Source organism: Photobacterium sp. Alg240-V54, from assembly GCF_900537155.1.
Classification (GTDB): Bacteria; Pseudomonadota; Gammaproteobacteria; order Enterobacterales; family Vibrionaceae; genus Photobacterium.
This window is the reverse complement of sequence record NZ_UNRL01000014.1, coordinates 12243-32496: the sequence shown is the minus strand read 5'-3', so window position 1 is coordinate 32496 and position 20254 is coordinate 12243. Positions and strand designations below refer to the sequence as shown.

Below are 20254 nucleotides of genomic sequence, written 5' to 3'. Positions count from 1 at the left end.
CTTAGAGTGAGCGCTTTGATGGGATCATCGACATCAAACGAAATACCTAGCGAATATTGTACTGAGATCAAACCCTATAAAGATAGCCTTTATGGTATATGAAGGCCGTTTTATTCACTGAAAGGCTATTATTTTTATCCACCAGCTAAGAATGGGGATGAAAGTGGGAGAAATTGTGGGTATTTGTGACTAAATAGCAGTAATTATAATGGCTAACACGATCATTATAGAGTTGTCATCACAAGAGTTTGTGATGATTAGAGATGATCTTACCCACATGATCCCCTTATCATTCACACAGAGTTATGATCGTTGTTTTTCCTGATCCAAACGTTGATCGCGTTGCTCAGGGGATCGAGTGGCGTTGCGGTAAAATAACCAGTTTTTGGTTGTCTGGATAGTGAGTGACACTAACGTGGTGTTGATAAAGCGCGGTGATTTGTTGCGGGGTTAATACCTTTTGAGGGTTATCAAAGGCAATTTGCTGGCCGTGTTCTAGTAATAATAAGCGGTCGCAAAAGGTGATCGCGGTATTAAGATTATGAATGGCGATTAAGGCACTTTTACCTTGCTGGCAATGGTGGCTGAGAATATTAAGTAATAATGATTCATGACCAATATCGAGGCTGGCAGTTGGTTCATCAAGTAGCATGACAGCGGCATTTTGAATTAATAAACGGGCAAAATGAACCCGTTGTTGTTCGCCGCCAGAGAGCTGGTTTATCGGTCTATTTAATAGAGGCTCTATCTGTAACTGATTAATAATATTATTTATTTTGTGTTGTGATAGTGCTGCTGATTGGTGATGACCGTAATGAATAATATCGTTAACCACAAATCCAAATGCAGGTTCTGTGTATTGCGGTAAATAACTTAATTGTTGAGCTCGCTGTTGATGACTATAGCTGTTAAGTGGCTGGTCAAATAAACGAATGCAGCCTTTAGTGGGTGTGATAAACCCACTGAGACATTTAAGCAGGGTACTTTTACCTGCGCCGTTAGGGCCAATAATACCCACTAATTCGCCTGGATTAATGGCAAAGTTAATATTTTGCAATAACGGCTGTGATCCTTGATGGTAACTTAATTGGCTGATCACAAGTGGTAGGATCATGATTGTAATCCTTTATATTGGCTACGAATTAATAAAATAATAAAATAGATCCCGCCAATAATCGCGGTAATAATTCCAGTTTTTAATTCGTTAGGGGCAATGACGGTACGCGCAATAAGATCACACCCCAAGAGGAACATTGCGCCAAATAAGGCCGAAAATGGCAGTAAAATACGATTATTGGGCCCGACTAAGAGTCGAGCTAAATGGGGCACGATTAAGCCAATAAAGCCAATTGGACCCGCTACAGCAATTGCCATCGCAGTGAGTAAGGTGGTGAGTAGCAATAATAAGCGGCGGCTGTGACTGACATTGACGCCCATGCCATGGGCATTTTGTTCACCTAAAGCGAGCAGGTTTAACGTTTGTCCGTGGCGTAACAATACCCACGCAGCAATAATAATTATGGGGGTTGGCCATAGTAATTGTTGCCAAGTACGCGCATCTAGGCCGCCCATGGTCCAGAATACAAATTCACTGACTTCATATTGCTGAGCTGTTAATAATACTCCCATGGTTAATCCGCCCAATAAACTTGATACTGCTAAGCCCGCTAAAATGATGAACAAGCCATGTTGCTGGGTTTGACGGGCAATCAGATACACGATAGTAGCAGTAATCAAAGCTCCAACTGCGGTGACAGCAGGCAATAAAGCGGGATTAACCACGGTTAAGCCACTGACGATGGCGACCACGGCGGCAAAACTACTACCGGCACTAATGCCTAAGATATCGGGGCTAGCAAGGGGGTTTCTAAATAATCCTTGGCTACAGGCCCCCGCTAACGCTAACGCACTACCTGCTAATATAGCGGCACAAGCACGCGGTAAGCGGATCTGTAATATGATCGCCGAGGCGAGAGGATATTGTTGTTGGGCTAACGCCTCGCCACCATGGATATAGCTGTTGAACATGGCAAAAATGTCATCAATAGGGATCGAAACTGAGCCAAGACTAAGGTAAATAATTAGCAGCACTAATAATCCGATTAATGCTGTAATACCTTGTAGTGGTTTAATGTATTGATGACTGAGCATGGGGCTGATAAACCTTATGATTAAGGTAGATGATAGCGTCGGCAATATATTGGCTATCAGTTGAACGCAGTGAATGTGGCAAACTGATCACGCGGCGATCACGAATAGCGGTTAATGTTTGCAGGGCAGGATCATGGAGTAACTGTTGCTTAAAACCATCACTGTCCACCCCTGGTATGATAATCACATCAGGGTTAAGCACTAATAGTTGTTCTTTAGCAATCGGTACTTGGCCAAATTTATCGCCACTGGAATACGCAATCACATTTTTGAGTTGAGCGTGACTAATAATGGTATTGATAGTGGAGTTATGGTTACTGGACGCTCCCCACGAAGTGTATTCAATCGCGGTTAGTGGCTGTTTAGGAACAATAACCTGTTGCTTAAGTTTTTGCTGCATCGTTTCAACTAATGCTGCTGCGGCAGTATTTTGATTAACCAGTTTACCGACTAATAAGATGTTTTTTTCAATATTTTTAAGGCTATAAACCGTTTTAATCACAAATACCGTAATACCCGCTGCTCGTAGTTGAGCTATTTTAGGGCTATCACTCCAACTGGCGACGAGAACTAAATCTGGGTGCTCGGCAATAATACGTTCAACATTAAGATCGCGTAACGCTAGGGTAGCTGGAATTTTGTTAGCAATAATGGAATAAGTGCCATCCTTGCTTAAGCGGCTTAAACTGGTGATATGTTGGAGTGGTAGCAATGCCATGATAACTTGATCGCTAAACATGCTTTTAGAATCGACTCGAGTCGGCATTTTCGTCAATGTAACTGCGTGATTACTGGCATCTATAACCGTTATTGGGTAGACAGTTTCAGCCCCAAAGCTGATTGAACTACGGCATAAACAGCCAATGAAAAATAAATATTTACATAGTTGGTACATAATTTTCCATACGTCGTAGATGATGAGCTTGCAACATCCCTAGCAAGCAAAATTTGCGGACATAGTTAGTGATTTTTGGAACGCTGTCAATGACAGTCTACTGGTAGAATTGGCCATATTTAGTAAGGACGAATAAAGTCATGGTATTAAAGTTTTCTGGCGATATTGACGAACTCGCTTATCCGTTCATTTTTGAAGATTCACCCTTGTGTGATTTTGAAATTCTCACTGATGAATTGTGTACCTATATTGGCTTGGTGATCTCACAATTAGACGATGGGGACATGCAACAATCATTACTCTGGCTGCAACCACGAATTTTTCATTTGAACGGTTCGATTCGAGGTAAATGCGGTATTTTTGAGGCTGATATTAGTAAGCTTAAAGCGGACTATCATTACTTTCGCGATCAAGTAACAGACAGCAATAAACGGTTTGTATTACCGCGAGGGGTTGGGGCGGTGGTGCAATTACACCAATGCCGAAGTTTAGCTAAAAAGGTAGTAAGGCAATTGGTTAAGGTCGATGCAGTGGGTAAAAAAGTGCCACCCACATTGCCAAGATTCAGTAATTTGTTAGTGAATTATTTGTTTGCGTTAACGCGAGTACTTAATCAGCAGGCTGGGGTTGAAGAGCCTGAATATATCAGCATAAATTACCCTAAACCAGTATCTAAAAAATAATAAAAACGCCACATATCAATAATATGTGGCGTTTTTGTAGCGTAACCATCAATGTGAGTGCAATGTTAGTCGTTACTTACCAATACAGAATGAGGTAAAGATACGCCCCAGTAAATCGTCCGAGGTAAACTCACCGGTGATCTCACTTAAGTGCTGTTGAGCAAGACGTAATTCTTCGGCCAGAATTTCACCCGCCATAAAACCTTCAAGCTGTTGTTTACCGATCTCTAAATGTTCGGCTGCACGCTCTAGCGCATCTAAGTGACGACGACGCGCCATAAAGCCGCCCTCGGTCGTACCTGCAAATCCCATACATTGCTTTAGATGTTCACGTAAGTCGTCGACACCTTCACCTGTACGTGCAGAAAGGCGAATTAAGGTTGGGTTATTAACATGACATATACCGGCTGGCTCACCTGTTAGTTCTGTTTTATTACGAATAACAGTTAGACCCATATCAGCAGGTAGGCGCTCAATAAAGTCTGGCCAAATCTCTTTAGGATCGGTGGCGTCGGTGGTGGTGCTATCAACCATGAATAACACTCGATCGGCATGTTCAATTTCAGCCCATGCGCGTTCAATACCTATTCGTTCTACTTCGTCGGTTGCTTCACGTAAGCCGGCGGTATCAATGATGTGCAGTGGCATGCCATCAATGTGAATATGTTCGCGTAACACGTCACGGGTGGTGCCAGCAATGTCGGTCACAATTGCACTGTCTTTACCCGATAACGCGTTGAGTAAGCTTGATTTACCGGCATTAGGGCGACCAGCAATCACCACTTTCATACCTTCACGCATGATCGCGCCTTGATTGGCTTGTTTGCGTACATCTGCTAAGCGAGCCATGATGTTATTGAGATCACCACTGACTTTGCCGTCAGATAGGAAATCTATTTCCTCTTCAGGGAAATCAATCGCAGCTTCGACATAAATACGTAAATGAATTAAGGCTTCAACTAATTCATTCACTTTGTTTGAGAATACACCTTGTAGTGATTTAAAGGCACTTTTGGCGGCCTCTTCTGAGCTGGCATCAATTAAATCAGCAATGGCCTCTGCCTGGGCTAAATCAAGCTTATCGTTCATAAACGCCCGTTCAGAGAACTCACCAGGACGGGCTGGACGAATACCATCAATATTAAGAATACGACGGATCATCATATCCATTAATACTGGGCCACCGTGGCCTTGAAGTTCTAATACATCTTCGCCGGTAAATGAATTGGGGCCTTTAAAAAACAGCGCGATCCCCTGATCAAGGGCGGTTCCATCTTCATTTTTAAATGGCAGGTATTCAGCGTAACGGGTTTTTAACTCACGACCAGCAACGGCAAGGGCTACTTCTTTCGCTTTAGGACCTGAAACGCGAATGATGCCGACGCCGCCACGGCCCGGTGGTGTTGCTTGTGCAACGATAGTATCGATATGTTGATTCATAACCTTGGCTTTGCTTTAAAATGACTTGATGATTGTAAACCACTGTGAGGGCTTACGCCTAATCTGCCCCATAAAAAAAGGCGACCCTAAGGTCGCCTTTCATTCACAGGCAGTGCTTATTTAGCTTTGCTGTGTAAACCTTTCTTTTCCAACGCGCGGAAAATAATAGTTTGTTGAATCAGGGTCACAACGTTTGATACTAACCAGTACAGAACTAGACCTGATGGGAACCATAGGAAGAAGAAAGTAAACATAACCGGCATAAAGGTCATGATTTTCTGCTGCATTGGATCCGTGACTGTCGATGGGCTGTTCTTCTGAATCAGGAACATTGATACACCCATAAGAACAGGTAGGATGTAGTACGGGTCTTGTGCTGACAGATCCTGAATCCAACCGAAGAATGGCGCATGACGCAATTCAACTGATCCCATTAGTGCCCAGTACAGTGCAATGAAAATTGGCATCTGGAGCATGATAGGTAAACAACCACCAAGTGGGTTTACTTTCTCTTTTTTGTACAGCTCCATCATTTCTTGGCTTTGACGTTGACGGTCATCACCTAAACGCTCACGCATCGCCTGAATCTTAGGCTGTAGCATGCGCATTTTCGCCATTGAGGTGTACTGTGCTTTTGTTAGTGGGTACATCGCACCACGAACAATTAGCGTTAGGATGATAATTGCTACACCCCAGTTACCTACAATACCGTGAATGAAAGAAAGCAATTTATGCAATGGGCTTGCAATGAACCATAACCAACCATAATCAACCGTAAGGTTTAGGTTCGTTGCTGTTGCTGCCATTTCTTTTTGCAACTTAGGACCAAGCCAAAGTGTTGCTTTGATTTCTTTTGTTTGACCAGGAGCTACAGTCTCTAACGGCATACGTACGCCGATGTAACCTACACCGTTGTTATCGCTGCTGTAGACTTGAGATGTCTGATCTGCGCCATCACGAGGGATCCATGCTGATACGAAGTAGTTCTCCATGATCGCAACCCAGCCGTCATTTGCTGACTGGTTAAGGTTCTTCTCTTTGATGTCATCAAAACTGTATTTTTTGTACTTAGTATCGTTAGCTGAGTATGCCGCACCGTTGTAGGTGTGCATTGCCATGCCTTGAATACCGCCGCCAGTTTTGCTTTCTAGGCGGTGACGTAGCTGTGCGTACATTTGTACTGTTGCTGCTTTGTCAGTTTTGTTGTCGACAGTGTAGTCAACGTTAACCGCATAATCGTTGCGCTTGAAAACAAACGTTTTAATGTAGCTAATGCCATCTTTAGTAAATGTCATTGGTACACGTAGTTCGTTTTGATCAGGTGCCATCACAAAGCTTTTTGCTGTCACGGCGTATTGTGCGCGGCCATGTGTTTGTGAATCAGAACCGTTAGTGCCAATTAAGCCTGATTGCGCGATATAATCACGGCCATCAGTATCACTTAATAAAACAAACGGGTCTTTAGAACCGAGAGTATTGTCGTATTTAAGTAGTTTTGCATTGATAACATCACCACCAAGCGTGTCGACTGTTAATTCCAGTACATCCGTTTTAATGGTAATTAAGTTAGTTGAAGTTTTCTGGTCAGTCAGTGGTTGATTATCACTTGAATGTGATGGAATACCACTATTGTTATTGACTTGCTGCGCTACACCCGGCTTCGTTGGTTGCTGGTTCTTGTCGCCATGCCATTGCTGAAATAGCAAGAATGAGACAAACAGTAGGGCAATTAACAGAATATTACGTTGGGAACCCATGGTTAATGTTCTCTGTCGTTATGCTTGGTTGGCGGAACGGGGTCGTAACCACCGTCATTTAAAGGGTGACATTTTAATAGACGTTTCGCCGCTAACCAACAACCTTTTCGCGCTCCATGCGTTTTTACAGCTTCGATCGCATATTGAGAACATGTAGGGGTGAACCGACAGCGTGGCCCAAGAAGCGGGCTGATTGCCAGTTGGTAAAAGCGGACTAGTCTTACGACTAGCCACGCGACGGGCGAGACAGGCGATGCCATAACTTATCTAACAACGTAAATAGTTCTTCGTTACTCAAATCATTGGCTGATTTCTTAGCGATGACTACGAAGTCACAGGCTGGAAGCTGATGTTGTTTTAAACGGAAACTTTCGCGAACAACGCGTTTGAAGCGGTTTCTGTCGACAGCAGTTTTAATCTGTTTTTTAGGAACAGCCAGACCGAGACGGGGGTGGTCGAATTCGTTAGAACGGGCAAGAATAGTCAAGTGAGGAGAGCCAGCACGATGAGCTTGCTGGAAGACAGTTTTGTAATGTTCGGGAGTTAACAAACGTAACTCCCGAGAAAAAGCGTACTTATTCAAAATAATCGTCGATGATTACTTAGAAAGACGCTTACGGCCTTTAGCGCGACGTGCATTGATTGTTGCACGACCGTTCTTAGTTGCCATACGAGCACGGAAGCCGTGACTACGCTTACGCTTAAGAACAGAAGGTTGGAATGTGCGTTTCATGGTTTTACCTTAAATTAACTGATCAGTTTTTAAGTTTGTTAGATGTAATTGGCCATAATTGGACAATTACCACGAACAAAGAGGCGGAATTGTAATCACTGACCAACAAAGAGTCAATAATTATACCCACATCTAATGACGGGCGCTGCATTATACGTTTTATAGCGCGAAGTTCAAGGATCCTTATTGGATCCCTATTTGAGTCAAAAAAGCCTTTAGTCGCGGATCGTTAGGGTGATTAAAGATCTGCTGTGGCGGTCCTTGCTCTACAAATTGACCGTCGGCCATGAAGATCACTCTGTCGGCGACTTCGCGCGCAAACTGTAATTCATGGGTGACGATCAACATGGTTTGTTGCTGCTGTGCCAATTGTTTGATCAAGTTTAGCACTTCATTTACCCACAGTGGATCCAGCGCTGATGTGGGCTCATCTAGCAACAGTAATTCTGCATCTAACGCCATTGCACGACCAATACCTACTCGCTGTTGTTGACCACCAGAAAGGGCTGCGGGGTAATGATTGGCTTTATCAGCTAAGCCAATATCGGTCAAAATACTCAGTGCTCGCTGTTGTGCTTGTTGATTGTCGAGTCCTTTAACAACTTTTAGCCCCTCACTAATATTTTGTTGGGCGGTAAGGTGATTAAATAACGCGTAATTTTGAAACACAAATCCGGTTTGGCGGCGCAGGGCTAAAATGTCATTTTTGTTAGGTTGTTGGCAATTAACCTCGACATTATTAATAGCAATAGTGCCGCTGTTGGCACTATCAAGATAATTAAGGCAACGTAAAAAGGTTGATTTTCCTGTCCCTGATGGACCGATAATCGCCACGATTTCGCCCTGGTTAATCTGCAGATCGAGATCGCTAAAAACCGTGTGTTCGCCAAAGCGCTTAGTAAGTTTTTTTATATTTATCATCGTACATAGGCCCTGTCTAAACGGGTTTCAGCTAGCTGTTGTAAGCGAGTAAGCACTATCACTACAGCCCAGTATATTATTGCAACAGCAAGGAAAGCTTCAAAGAATTTAAAGCTTGATGAGGCTTCCATTTGTGCTTTTGCCATGATTTCAGGCACCCCAAGCGTGAAGGCAAGTGAGGTTGATTTGATCATATCAATGAAATAATTCATCAATGAGGGTAACGCGATACGGGTCGCTTGCGGCAATATAATTCGGCGCATGGTTTGCGATTCTGTCATACCAATCGCCAAGCTGGCTTCTCGTTGGCTACGATCTACGCCAATAATGGCGGCGCGAATGCTTTCTGCCATGTAAGCGGCAAAATGGAGGCTAAGACCAATCACTGCAGCGCTAAAGGCATTCAGTCCTACCAAGCTCGGCATCACTTGTGGTAAGCCGTAATAGAGTAAAAATAGCTGCACCAGTAACGGTGTACCACGGAAAAAACTGATATAAAGCTGCGTTAGCGAGTTCAGCACTGGCAGCTGATAAATACGAATTAAAGCGAGAATTAAGCCAAGTATCAGGGCAAAAACAGCCCCAAGTGCAGCCATAGATAATGTCGTTGGTAGGTATTTCAACAAAATAGGCATCAACGACAACATATAATTAAAATCAAAACCCATAATGGTGATCCGTTTTACTGATTAAGCAAGGTGAGACAGACTCCACCAGTGACAATTATTATCAATGGTGGAGTGAAGATTATTGAGTGATATCGCTATGGAACCATTTGGTTGAGATCGTTTTTAAGGTGCCATCATCACGCATAGCCGTTAATGCCTTATTTACTTGTTGTTGTAATAACTCACCTTTGGCGTTATTTAAAAATGGCCATGCATTTTCAATGGTAGCAAAGGGTTTTCCGGCTAATTGTAACGGTAGTGGTTTACTATTAATGATCGCTAGTGACGATAAACGATCCATTACAAAGGCATCTGTGCGACCTAACGCCACATCTTGTTCAATACCACTGTCATAGGTTTTGATATTAATTTGCTTAGCATTGGGTAACTGGCGCAATAACTGCTCATAGTTGGAACCGAGATTAACCCCTACTGTTTTTCCATCTAAATCTGCAGGTGAGTGGATGCTCGTATTACCTTTACGAACCACAAGTTGTGCACCGTCAATGACATAAGGTTGGCTGAATAAAAATTTGGCTTGGCGGGCTGGTGTAATAGTAATTTGGTTAGAAATAGTATCAATTCGTCCTGTTTCTAGTTGACCAAATAAACCCGAAAAACTCGCAGTAACAAATTCAACTTGGTAATCGTTACGTTTGCCGATTTCATTCCATAGGTCGACTTCAAACCCCTGTAATTTATCTTTACTTACAAACGTGAATGGAAAATAACGACCAGACATGCCCACTTTAACTGTGGTTGCTGCCATGACACTCGTCGTTGTACAAGCAAGTAGTGTACTTGCAATCACAAGAGGTTTTATCCAGTTTTTCATTCGGTACATTCCTTACCTTGATAGATATTTATTTGGTGAGGCTATCCTACCTTGGTATTAAATGATAAACATAATAATTAACAGTTATTTGAAATAACCATTTGTTTGGCGTATGACATATTACACTTCAATGTCATGCTTTTTTCGGCATACAGAAAGCGTGTAATTGGCATAAAAGGTTACCCACAACGATGAGTTTTCTCTGTGGATGATAATTGATGGTGATTAAATGGACATTATTAAGCAAAAACAGCATTAAACGGGGAATGAGCGACTTATATTTGTGATAGCTGTGTTAATATAGCTGTGGGTAAAGGTGGGTTAAATTGTGCTGATCTTGCATTTTATTGTGCGATCTATGTGCATAAGTTCGATCTTATTCACTGGATCTGCGATCTCTTTACTGGTGATCCTTGTTCAGCACGTATAAAATTATCCTCCTTTTATGTTTTGTTTATTCAGTGTGGAGTCTACCTTGTCATCTTCGCTATGGTTGCAGTGCCTTCAACGCCTTCAGGAAGAACTCCCTGCGACAGAATTCAGTATGTGGCTGCGTCCGCTTCAGGCTGAATTAAATGATCATACCTTGACATTATTTGCCCCTAATCGATTTGTATTAGATTGGGTGCGTGATAAATATCTTAATAACATTAATCGACTGCTGAATGAATTCTGCGGTGCTGATGCGCCGAGCCTGCGATTTGAAGTCGGTAGTAAACCGGTTGCGGCACCGCCACAACATGTTGCGCCGCCAGTATTCACTTTGCCACAATCAAAACCGCGTACAGAGCCAGAACCGGTGCATTACGAGCCTGCGCCGTCACCGGTACAAGCTGAATCGCCAGGGGGCTATCGTTCAAATGTAAATCCTAAGCATAATTTTAATAATTTTGTTGAAGGTAAATCGAACCAGTTAGGCCTTGCTGCATGCCGTCAGGTATCTGATAACCCAGGTGCAGCGTATAACCCATTATTTTTATATGGTGGTACCGGTTTAGGTAAAACGCACTTATTGCATGCGGTGGGTAATGCTATCGCTAATCGTAAACCCAATGCTAAAGTGGTTTACATGCATTCAGAGCGTTTTGTGCAAGATATGGTGAAAGCGCTGCAAAATAACGCCATTGAAGAATTTAAGCGTTATTACCGCAGTGTCGATGCATTATTGATTGATGATATTCAATTTTTTGCTAATAAAGAACGTTCACAAGAAGAATTTTTTCATACCTTTAATGCGTTATTAGAAGGTAATCAACAAATAATTCTTACTTCTGATCGTTACCCGCGTGAAATTAACGGGGTAGAGGATCGCTTAAAATCGCGTTTTGGGTGGGGATTAACGGTAGCGATTGAACCGCCCGAGCTTGAAACTCGCGTTGCTATTCTAATGAAGAAAGCCGAAGATCATAATATTCGATTGGCTGATGAAGTCGCGTTCTTTATCGCTAAGCGCTTACGTTCTAATGTGCGAGAGTTAGAAGGGGCGTTGAATCGCGTTATTGCCAATGCTAATTTTACTGGACGTGCAATTACGATTGATTTTGTGCGTGAAGCGTTGCGCGACTTGCTCGCATTACAAGAAAAGTTGGTAACCATTGATAATATTCAGAAGACGGTTGCTGAATATTATAAAATAAAGATGGCAGATATGCTGTCTAAGCGTCGTTCTCGTAGTGTTGCTCGTCCACGTCAAATGGCGATGGCACTGGCGAAAGAGCTGACAAACCACAGTCTTCCTGAGATTGGCGATGCCTTTGGCGGTCGCGATCACACTACCGTGCTCCATGCTTGTCGTAAGATCGAGCAATTACGTGAAGAAAGCCACGATATTAAAGAAGATTATTCAAACCTAATTAGAACGTTGTCGTCTTAATATGAAATTTACTGTTGAACGTGAACATTTATTAAAACCTTTGCAACAGGTAACTGGTGCATTAGGTGGTCGTCCATCATTACCGATTCTAGGTAATATTCTGCTGCAAGTTGACAATGGCTGTTTGTCGATGACAGGCACCGATCTTGAAGTCGAATTGATCGCTAAGATTGCATTGGAAGGCGATTTTGAAGCTGGTGCAGTAACAGTACCGTCACGTAAATTTTTAGATATCTGCCGTGGTTTGCCTGATAGCGCCACCATTGCGGTTATCTATGAAGGTGATCGCGTTTTAATTCGCTCTGGTCGTAGTCGTTATACGTTAACAACTTTACCAGCTGCTGATTTTCCCAATATTGAAGATTGGCAAAGTGAGGTTGAGTTTACCCTTGAGCAAGGGCGTATGCGCCAACTGATCGACAGTACTCAGTTTTCAATGGCAAACCAAGATGTACGTTACTACTTAAACGGAATGTTATTTGAAACCGATGGTCAACATTTGCGTTCTGTTGCAACTGATGGTCACCGTATGGCGGTATGTGCGATTAATACCGGTCATGATTTACCCACCAAACAAATTATTGTGCCGCGTAAAGGGGTACTTGAATTGGTGCGGTTGTTTGATAACCCTGAAGCCTTAGTCAATATTCAAATTGGTCATTCAAATTTACGCGCGACAGTGGGTAATTTTGTGTTTACCTCAAAGCTAGTTGATGGCCGCTTCCCTGATTATCGTCGTGTAATGCCCCAAAATAGCACCAAATTTGTGGAAGCAAATTGTGATGAGATGCGTAAAGCATTTGCGCGAGCGGCTATTTTATCTAATGAAAAATTCCGGGGTGTTAGAGTTGGCTTGTCCAACGGTGAAATGCGGATCACGGCTAATAACCCTGAACAGGAAGAAGCAGAAGAGTTTCTTGATGTTGATTATGAAGGTGACAGCTTAGAGATTGGTTTCAACGTTAGTTATGTACTTGATGTATTGAATACACTTAAATGTGATCAAGTACGGTTGTCATTATCAGATGCCAATGCACCGTCATTAATTGAAGATGCAACCAATGATGAAGCTATGTATGTAGTAATGCCAATTAGATTGTAATTATGGCACTTACTCGATTATTGGTGCAGGATTTTCGCAATATAGCCCAGTGTGATATTGCGTTAGCCAGTGGGTTTAATTTTTTAGTTGGTGCCAATGGCAGCGGTAAAACCAGTGTTCTTGAAGCAATTCATTATTTAGGGCACGGACGTTCATTCCGCAGCCATTTAACCAGTCGTGTGATTCGTCATGAACAGCAACAGTTATTTATTCATGGTCGAGTAACCGATAATAATGACCTCACTTTACCGGTGGGGATCAGTAAACAGCGCGATGGCAGTACTGAAGTTAAAATTGGTGGAGAGGGCAATCAAAAGCTCGCTCAGCTGGCGCAAATTTTGCCACTTCAGTTAATTACTCCTGAAGGGTTCGATTTATTAATTGGCGGACCTAAATTTCGGCGGGCTTTTATTGATTGGGGTGTGTTTCATGTTGAACCAAAGTTCTATAATGCATGGAGCCGCTTAAAAAGACTGACGAAACAGCGTAATGCATTATTAAAGCAAGCGCGTAGCTATCGTGAACTCAGTTATTGGGATCAAGAACTGGCATTACTTGCTGAGCAAATTAGTGTGTGGCGCCAAGACTATATTAATGCCGTTAAAATCAAAGCGGCTGAGATATGTCAGGTGTTTTTACCTGAGTTTGATATTCAGCTCGGTTTTTACCGTGGCTGGGAAAAAGAGACACCGTATGCTGAGCTGCTACAACGTAATTTTGAACGTGACTGTCAGCTTGGCTATACCGTAAGTGGGCCCCATAAGGCTGATTTACGGATCAAAGTTGCTGGAACACCGGTTGAGGACGTATTGTCCCGCGGTCAGTTAAAGTTAATGGTGTGTGCGTTGCGTTTAGCGCAAGGTTTACATCTAACCGAGACCACCGGCAAACAGTGTATTTACCTAATTGATGATTTTGCTTCCGAATTGGATAGCCATAGGCGAGCGTTGCTTGCGCAGCGATTAAAGGAAACTAACGCCCAAGTGTTCATTAGTGCTATTAGTCGCGAGCAAGTGGTTGATATGCTTGATGAAAATGGTAAGTTGTTCATGGTTGAACACGGTAAGATAACACAGGATAATTAAAGCGAGAGTAACTCAATGTCCAACAATTACGATTCATCAAGCATTAAGGTGCTTAAAGGCCTCGATGCGGTACGTAAGCGCCCAGGAATGTACATCGGTGATACTGATGATGGTACTGGCTTGCACCACATGGTTTTTGAGGTTGTCGATAACTCTATCGATGAGGCTCTTGCAGGTCACTGTGAAGATATTATTGTAACGATCCACGAAGATGGTTCGGTTTCGGTAAGCGATGACGGTCGTGGTATTCCGACTGAACTTCACGAAGAAGAAGGTGTGTCAGCAGCCGAAGTTATCATGACGGTACTCCACGCTGGTGGTAAGTTCGATGATAATTCTTACAAAGTGTCTGGTGGCCTTCACGGCGTAGGTGTTTCGGTTGTAAACGCCTTGTCTGAAAAAGTTGAGTTAACCATTAATCGTAAAGGTCATATTCACCAGCAAACTTACCAACATGGTGTACCTGATGCACCATTGGCTGTAGTGGGTGATACTGACAAAACCGGTACCCGTTTACGTTTCTGGCCAAGCGAAGAAACTTTTACCAACAATATTGAATTTCATTATGAAATTTTAGCTAAACGTCTGCGTGAATTGTCATTCTTGAACTCTGGCGTTTCTATCAAGTTAATTGATGAGCGTGAAGAAGGTAAGCAAGATCACTTTATGTATGAAGGTGGTATTCGCGCCTTTGTAGAACACTTGAACCGCAACAAAACGCCGATTCACCAGAAAGTATTTCACTTTGATAGTGAGCGTGAAGACGGTATTACTGTTGAAGTGGCAATGCAGTGGAATGACGGTTTCCAAGAAGGCGTTTACTGCTTTACTAACAACATCCCTCAACGTGATGGTGGTACCCACTTAGCCGGTTTCCGTGGCGCTTTAACGCGTACTCTTAATTCATTTATGGATAAAGAAGGCTACTCAAAGAAAGCCAAAGCGGCAACCTCAGGTGATGATGCTCGTGAAGGTTTGGTGGCGGTTGTTTCGGTAAAAGTACCTGATCCTAAGTTCTCTAGCCAAACCAAAGATAAATTGGTTTCAAGCGAAGTGAAGAGCGCAGTTGAATCAGCAATGAACGAGAAGTTTGCCGAGTTCTTATTAGAAAGTCCGGCTGATGCAAAGATCATTTGTACTAAAATTATCGATGCCTCTCGTGCGCGTGAAGCGGCGCGTAAAGCACGTGAAATGACTCGTCGTAAAGGCGCATTAGATTTAGCGGGTCTTCCAGGTAAACTTGCTGACTGTCAGGAAAAAGATCCTGCATTGTCTGAACTTTACATTGTGGAAGGGGACTCTGCTGGCGGTTCAGCCAAGCAGGGGCGTAACCGTAAAAACCAAGCGATTCTGCCACTAAAAGGTAAAATCCTAAACGTTGAAAAAGCCCGTTTCGACAAGATGCTATCTTCACAAGAAGTGGCAACGCTGATCACAGCTATGGGTTGTGGTATTGGTCGTGACGAGTACAACCCAGATAAATTGCGTTACCACAATATCATCATCATGACCGATGCCGATGTCGATGGTTCGCACATTCGTACGTTACTATTGACCTTCTTCTATCGTCAAATGCCAGAGCTTATTGAGCGTGGCCACATCTATATTGCTCAGCCACCACTTTACAAAGTGAAGAAAGGCAAACAAGAGCAATACATCAAAGATGACGAAGAGATGAACCAGTACCAAACGTCATTGGCACTGGATAATGCTTCTTTGTTTGCTAATGATGGTGCGCCAGCGATGACGGGTATGGCACTTGAAACACTAGTAACGCAATACAATGGGGCGATGAAACTGATCGAACGTATGAGCCGTCGTTACCCAGCACTAATGCTTAATGAGTTAGTTTATCAACCTCGTTTAAGCACTGAAATGCTAGCTGATAGCGCACAAGTTGAAGCATGGTTAACAACTTTAACTGCTGCTCTAAATGCCAAGCAATCAGGCGAAAGCCAGTTTACGTTTGAAATCTTACGTGATGAAGAGAACAATGTCTTCGTACCTAAGGTTGTGGTACGTACTCACGGTGTTGATCATGAGTACCCATTAAGCTTCGATCTACTAAATTCAAAAGAGTACGCTAAATTAGCCGATCTTTCAGAAGCACTCGATGGCTTATTAGATGAGACGGCTTTTGTTCAACGTGGTGAGCGTAAACAACCGGTTTCAAGCTTTAAAGAAGTGCTTGAGTGGCTAAACAAAGAATCACGTCGTGGCTTATCTTTACAACGCTATAAAGGTCTGGGTGAAATGAACCCGAACCAGTTGTGGGAAACAACCATGGATCCTGATGTACGTCGTATGCTGCAAGTAACCATTAATGATGCTGTTGCAGCGGATGAATTGTTTACTTGTTTGATGGGTGATCAGGTTGAACCGCGTCGTAACTTCATTGAAGAAAACGCACTAAAAGTTGCTAACCTTGACGTCTAGTTTGTTGTTAGGTTAATACTTATAAAAGCGCCGCTATTATTAGCGGCGTTTTTTTATGGGTAATATTTGTCATCTACGTTGTATTTTATCTCGATAGTAATAGGGGAGGGCAGCGTTAGCCTGCCGCATAAGCTCGTGTGATTTCTTCAGCTATTATCTTTATTCCTTGTTCCATCTGCTCATCACTTTGAACGTAGTTCATCCGTAAACATTGCTGACTATGTTGCCATGGTTGTTGTAAACCAATAAAGAAATATTCGCCAGGGACAATCAATACGCCGCGGGCTTTTAAGCGTTGATATAGCGCTTTAGTGGTGATTGGTAATTCATCACACCATAGCCATAGGAATATTGCCCCTTCAGGCTTATGGATTCGAAACCGTTCATCCTTGATATAGTGCTGTAATAAACTCACTGCATGCTGAGCTTTACGGTGGTAATAAGGACGAATCACTTCATGGCTTAGCCGTAATAGATCATTACGACTAATTAATTTGTCGGCAATCGCAGGCCCTAAACTGCCAGGAGCAAGATTGATAATGCCATTGATATTAGTGAGCGCGGTAATTATCTCTTTTTTAGCAATGACGATACCACAGCGAATTCCTGGTAATCCCAACTTAGATAAGCTCATACATAAGATAGTATTGTAGTTCCAAAATGGAGTGACATCAGCAAAGATAATATCAGGGAAAGGCATGCCGTAGGCGTTATCGATAATCAGCGGAATATTGTGCGCTTGGGCAAGGGTATCGAGTTGTTTAATCTCATCATCAGTGAGTACATTACCGGTTGGGTTAGTCGGACGTGATGCACAAATAGCACCAATAGTGTCATCAATCACCAATTGGCTAAAATCGATATGGTATTTAAACAGGCCATTATCCAACACACTGATTGTCGGTTGGTAAGAGATAAACATATTTGGCTCAAGGCCAGCATCGGCATAGCCAATATATTCAGGCGATAGCGGTAACAGAATTTTTTTATGGCTGCCATCCTGGCATTTTCCGGCTAATAAATTAAATAAATTAAAGAAGGCACTTTGACTGCCATTGGTTAGGGTGATGTTGTCATTACTGATATCCCAACCATAATGGTGTTTAAGAAGTGTCGCGAGGGCAGCAATAAAACGGTCTTTTCCTTGCGGGCCATCGTAGTTGGTGATCGATGCGGTTAACTCTCCAGTCGCAGCCATCTCGCCTAGCAGTTGATTAAAATAGTCGACCATCGCCGGAATTTGAGCCGGGTTACCACCGCCAAGCATAATGGCATCAGGGTTCGTTAGACCATCATTTAGATCGTGCATGAGTTGGGTAATGCCTGAATCGCCTGCGAACTTATCGCCAAAGATAGAATATGCCATAGTGCTATTGACCTCTATATCAGTGCCAATGTTAGCACTTTAAATCCCGCGATGTCTGGCGGGGAATAGGTCAAAATACCTGATTGCGATTTGAAGCGAAAGTCTTAGTTTGTACATCGAGTAGTGGTCGGCTGTGTGGAATGTTTCACGTGGAACAAGGTTAACCCTTAAAGAATCAAGCTATAAAAAAACCACGCCGAAGCGTGGTTAGTCATTATTATTAACCAGAGTTAAGTTACTTTTGCAGTAATGAAATATCTGCTACTTGTAAGAACTGGTTACGCAGTAGGTTAAGCAGTGCTAGACGGTTAACTTTAAGTTTTTCGTCTTCAGCCATTACCATTACGTTATCAAAGAACGCATCAACCGCTTCGCGTAGTGATGCTAGCTCTGTCAGTGCTTGCTGGTAATCGCCAGCAGCAAAGACGGGTGCTAGGGTTGCAACAACAGTTTCAACTTTAGCTGCGAGCTCTTTTTCAGCCGCTTCAACTAATAAGCTGTTATCAACCGAAGTTGGTAGCTCACCGTCAAATTTAGCTAGAATATTACCCACACGTTTATTTGCCGCTGCTAGTGATTCAGCTGCGTCTAAGTCACGGAAATGACTTACCGCTTTAACACGCTTATCAAAGTCAGACGGTTGAGTTGGGTGCATTGCTAGCACTGCTTGAATAACATCAATGCTGAAACCTGCATCTTGATACCATGCACGGAAACGACCAAGCATGAATTCAATGACATCTGAATCAACGTTAGCGTTCGTCAGTTTGTCACCAAACAATGCGTGCGCTTTAGCAACTAAGTCAATAAGATCTAAGTCGTAACCGTTTTCAACGATGATACGTAATACACCTAAAGAAGCACGACGCAATGCAAATGGGTCGCTGCCTTTTGGTGCTTGGCCAATACCAAAGATACCTACGATAGTATCTAGTTTATCAGCCATTGCTACTGCAGAAGACACACCGGTGCTTGGTAGTTGGTCACCAGCAAAACGAGGCATATATTGCTCGTTAAGAGCTAGTGCTACATCTTCAGCTTCGCCATCATGACGAGCATAGTGCATGCCCATCACGCCTTGGGTTTCGGTGAATTCAAATACCATTGAGGTCATTAAATCACACTTTGCCAGTAGACCGGCGCGTTTAGCGTTAGTGACATCAGCGCCGATCTTGTCAGCAATGTAGCCTGCAAGCTCAGTGATGCGATCAGTTTTGTCTTTAATAGTACCCAGCTGCTTTTGGAAGATAGCTGTCTCAAGTTGAGGCAGACGATCAACTAACTTGCTCTTAAGGTCGGTATTAAAGAAGAACTCAGCATCTGCTAAACGAGGACGAACCACTTTCTCGTTACCCGAGATAACTTGGCTTGGATCGTTAGAGATAATGTTTGATACGAAGATGAACTTAGGCACTAGCTTGCCTTCAGTATCGTAAACAGGGAAGTACTTCTGGTCACCTTTCATGGTGTAAACCAAGGCTTCAGAAGGTACTTTTAAGAACTCTTCTTCAAATGAAGCGGTTAGTACAACCGGCCACTCAACTAGCGACGTTACTTCTTCAACAAGATCATCATCAAGATCAGCAATACCGCCTACCGCTTGAGCCGCTTTTTGAGCATCAGCTAAAATGATCGCTTTACGCGCTTCATAATCAGCCATTACTTTACCGCGCTCTTCTAGAATAGCAGGGTATTGGTCAGCGTTGTCGATAGTAAATTCAGCTTCACCCATGAAACGGTGACCGCGAATAGTACGTGCTGAAGCGACACCTAAGATAGTGCCTTCAATTAGCTCATCACCCAATAGCATCGTCAGTGTTTTTACTGGACGAATGAATTGAGTGTCTTTGTCACCCCAGCGCATAGGGCGCGGGATCGGTAGCTTAGCCAGTGCACTCGCTGCAAGTTCAGGCAGTAACGTTTGGGCTGGTTGGCCTTTCACTTCTTGCTTGAACAGTAGCCATTCACCTTTATCGGTAACCATGCGCTCAGCTTGATCAACGGTAATACCATTACCACGAGCCCAACCTTGAGCCGCTTTAGTTGGATTACCGTCAGCATCAAAAGCGGCTGCAATTGCAGGTCCGCGCTTTTCGACGACTTTATCAGGCTGGTTTTCAGCAAGTGCCGTTACTTTAAGTGCTAGGCGACGTGGGGCCGCATACCACTTAATACCTTGGTGAGGTAAGTCAGCGGCTTTTAGCTCCGCTTCAAAGTTGGCTGCAAACGCTTCAGCTAGAGTGCGAAGTGCCTTGGGTGGCAACTCTTCAGTACCTAGCTCAATTAAGAAATTCTTATCTGTCATGGCT

The 20254-nt window shown here is 43.1% G+C and carries 18 protein-coding genes; 5 read left to right on the top strand and 13 right to left on the bottom strand.

Going from position 1 to position 20254, the window contains the following annotated elements; all coding sequences use genetic code 11:
* Window positions 1-346 precede the first annotated feature (346 nt).
* Genes G6R09_RS19125 through G6R09_RS19115 form a run of 3 tightly spaced genes read right to left on the bottom strand, consistent with a single transcriptional unit; the run spans window position 347 to window position 3046 of the window.
* Window positions 347-1114: an ABC transporter ATP-binding protein gene (locus G6R09_RS19125; protein WP_163924043.1), complete on the bottom strand. Its 768-nt coding sequence runs from the start codon at window positions 1112-1114 to the stop codon at window positions 347-349.
* Window positions 1111-2151 carry an iron ABC transporter permease gene (locus G6R09_RS19120; RefSeq protein ID WP_163924042.1) on the bottom strand — a complete coding sequence of 347 codons (1041 nt, stop codon included), beginning with the start codon at window positions 2149-2151 and terminating at the stop codon, window positions 1111-1113. The genes G6R09_RS19125 and G6R09_RS19120 overlap by 4 nt, the downstream gene beginning before the upstream one ends.
* Complete coding sequence (locus G6R09_RS19115; RefSeq protein ID WP_065167729.1) at window positions 2129-3046, bottom strand: ABC transporter substrate-binding protein; 918 nt, start codon at window positions 3044-3046, stop codon at window positions 2129-2131. The genes G6R09_RS19120 and G6R09_RS19115 overlap by 23 nt, the downstream gene beginning before the upstream one ends.
* Before the next feature lie 140 nt (window positions 3047-3186).
* Between G6R09_RS19115 and G6R09_RS19110 the strand changes: the two genes are divergently transcribed.
* The gene (locus G6R09_RS19110) at window positions 3187-3729 is read left to right on the top strand and encodes a cobalamin adenosyltransferase (RefSeq protein ID WP_065167730.1); all 543 of its coding nucleotides are present in this window, start codon (window positions 3187-3189) and stop codon (window positions 3727-3729) included.
* 72 nt (window positions 3730-3801) lie between these two features.
* Here the strand turns inward: G6R09_RS19110 and mnmE are convergent, their stop codons facing one another.
* The 8 genes from mnmE to G6R09_RS19070 all read right to left on the bottom strand — a co-directional run bounded on the left by mnmE (window position 3802) and on the right by G6R09_RS19070 (window position 10083).
* Window positions 3802-5169 carry a tRNA uridine-5-carboxymethylaminomethyl(34) synthesis GTPase MnmE gene (gene mnmE / locus G6R09_RS19105; protein WP_163924041.1) on the bottom strand — a complete coding sequence of 456 codons (1368 nt, stop codon included), beginning with the start codon at window positions 5167-5169 and terminating at the stop codon, window positions 3802-3804.
* Between the two features lie 116 nt (window positions 5170-5285).
* On the bottom strand, window positions 5286-6926 hold the full coding sequence (gene yidC / locus G6R09_RS19100) for a membrane protein insertase YidC (RefSeq protein WP_065167732.1): 1641 nt from the start codon (window positions 6924-6926) through the stop codon (window positions 5286-5288).
* A 2-nt stretch (window positions 6927-6928) separates the two neighbouring features.
* A complete protein-coding gene (yidD, locus tag G6R09_RS19095) occupies window positions 6929-7186 on the bottom strand; it encodes a membrane protein insertion efficiency factor YidD (RefSeq protein ID WP_080159046.1) in 258 nt (85 codons plus the stop codon).
* Window positions 7153-7509 (bottom strand): ribonuclease P protein component, encoded by a 357-nt coding sequence (gene rnpA / locus G6R09_RS19090; protein ID WP_082732189.1) that lies wholly within the window; start codon window positions 7507-7509, stop codon window positions 7153-7155. The genes yidD and rnpA overlap by 34 nt, the downstream gene beginning before the upstream one ends.
* A gap of 15 nt (window positions 7510-7524) precedes the next feature.
* Complete coding sequence (gene rpmH, locus G6R09_RS19085) at window positions 7525-7659, bottom strand: 50S ribosomal protein L34 (protein WP_006233350.1); 135 nt, start codon at window positions 7657-7659, stop codon at window positions 7525-7527.
* Window positions 7660-7842: 183 nt separating this feature from the next.
* Window positions 7843-8580 carry an amino acid ABC transporter ATP-binding protein gene (locus G6R09_RS19080; protein ID WP_065167733.1) on the bottom strand — a complete coding sequence of 246 codons (738 nt, stop codon included), beginning with the start codon at window positions 8578-8580 and terminating at the stop codon, window positions 7843-7845.
* Window positions 8577-9248, bottom strand: a complete 672-nt coding sequence (locus G6R09_RS19075; protein WP_163924040.1) for an amino acid ABC transporter permease — start codon at window positions 9246-9248, stop codon at window positions 8577-8579. Before G6R09_RS19075 ends, G6R09_RS19080 begins: the two co-directional genes overlap by 4 nt.
* Window positions 9249-9327: 79 nt before the next feature.
* Complete coding sequence (locus G6R09_RS19070; protein ID WP_065167735.1) at window positions 9328-10083, bottom strand: amino acid ABC transporter substrate-binding protein; 756 nt, start codon at window positions 10081-10083, stop codon at window positions 9328-9330.
* A gap of 475 nt (window positions 10084-10558) precedes the next feature.
* Here G6R09_RS19070 and dnaA point away from each other — a divergent pair, with 475 nt between their 5' ends.
* From dnaA to gyrB, 4 genes are read left to right on the top strand one after another with little or no spacing between them, the layout of a single operon-like run.
* Window positions 10559-11956 (top strand): chromosomal replication initiator protein DnaA, encoded by a 1398-nt coding sequence (gene dnaA / locus G6R09_RS19065; RefSeq protein ID WP_060999246.1) that lies wholly within the window; start codon window positions 10559-10561, stop codon window positions 11954-11956.
* 1 nt (window position 11957) lies between these two features.
* Complete coding sequence (dnaN, locus tag G6R09_RS19060) at window positions 11958-13058, top strand: DNA polymerase III subunit beta (protein ID WP_065167736.1); 1101 nt, start codon at window positions 11958-11960, stop codon at window positions 13056-13058.
* A 2-nt stretch (window positions 13059-13060) separates the two neighbouring features.
* Window positions 13061-14143: a DNA replication/repair protein RecF gene (gene recF, locus G6R09_RS19055; RefSeq protein ID WP_065167737.1), complete on the top strand. Its 1083-nt coding sequence runs from the start codon at window positions 13061-13063 to the stop codon at window positions 14141-14143.
* Window positions 14144-14158: 15 nt separating this feature from the next.
* A complete protein-coding gene (gene gyrB, locus G6R09_RS19050) occupies window positions 14159-16579 on the top strand; it encodes a DNA topoisomerase (ATP-hydrolyzing) subunit B (protein ID WP_065167738.1) in 2421 nt (806 codons plus the stop codon).
* A 115-nt stretch (window positions 16580-16694) separates the two neighbouring features.
* Here gyrB and G6R09_RS19045 read toward each other — a convergent pair whose 3' ends face one another.
* The gene (locus G6R09_RS19045) at window positions 16695-17945 is read right to left on the bottom strand and encodes a valine--pyruvate transaminase (protein ID WP_163924039.1); all 1251 of its coding nucleotides are present in this window, start codon (window positions 17943-17945) and stop codon (window positions 16695-16697) included.
* 235 nt (window positions 17946-18180) lie between these two features.
* Window positions 18181-20250: a glycine--tRNA ligase subunit beta gene (gene glyS / locus G6R09_RS19040; protein WP_065167740.1), complete on the bottom strand. Its 2070-nt coding sequence runs from the start codon at window positions 20248-20250 to the stop codon at window positions 18181-18183.
* Window positions 20251-20254 lie beyond the last annotated feature (4 nt).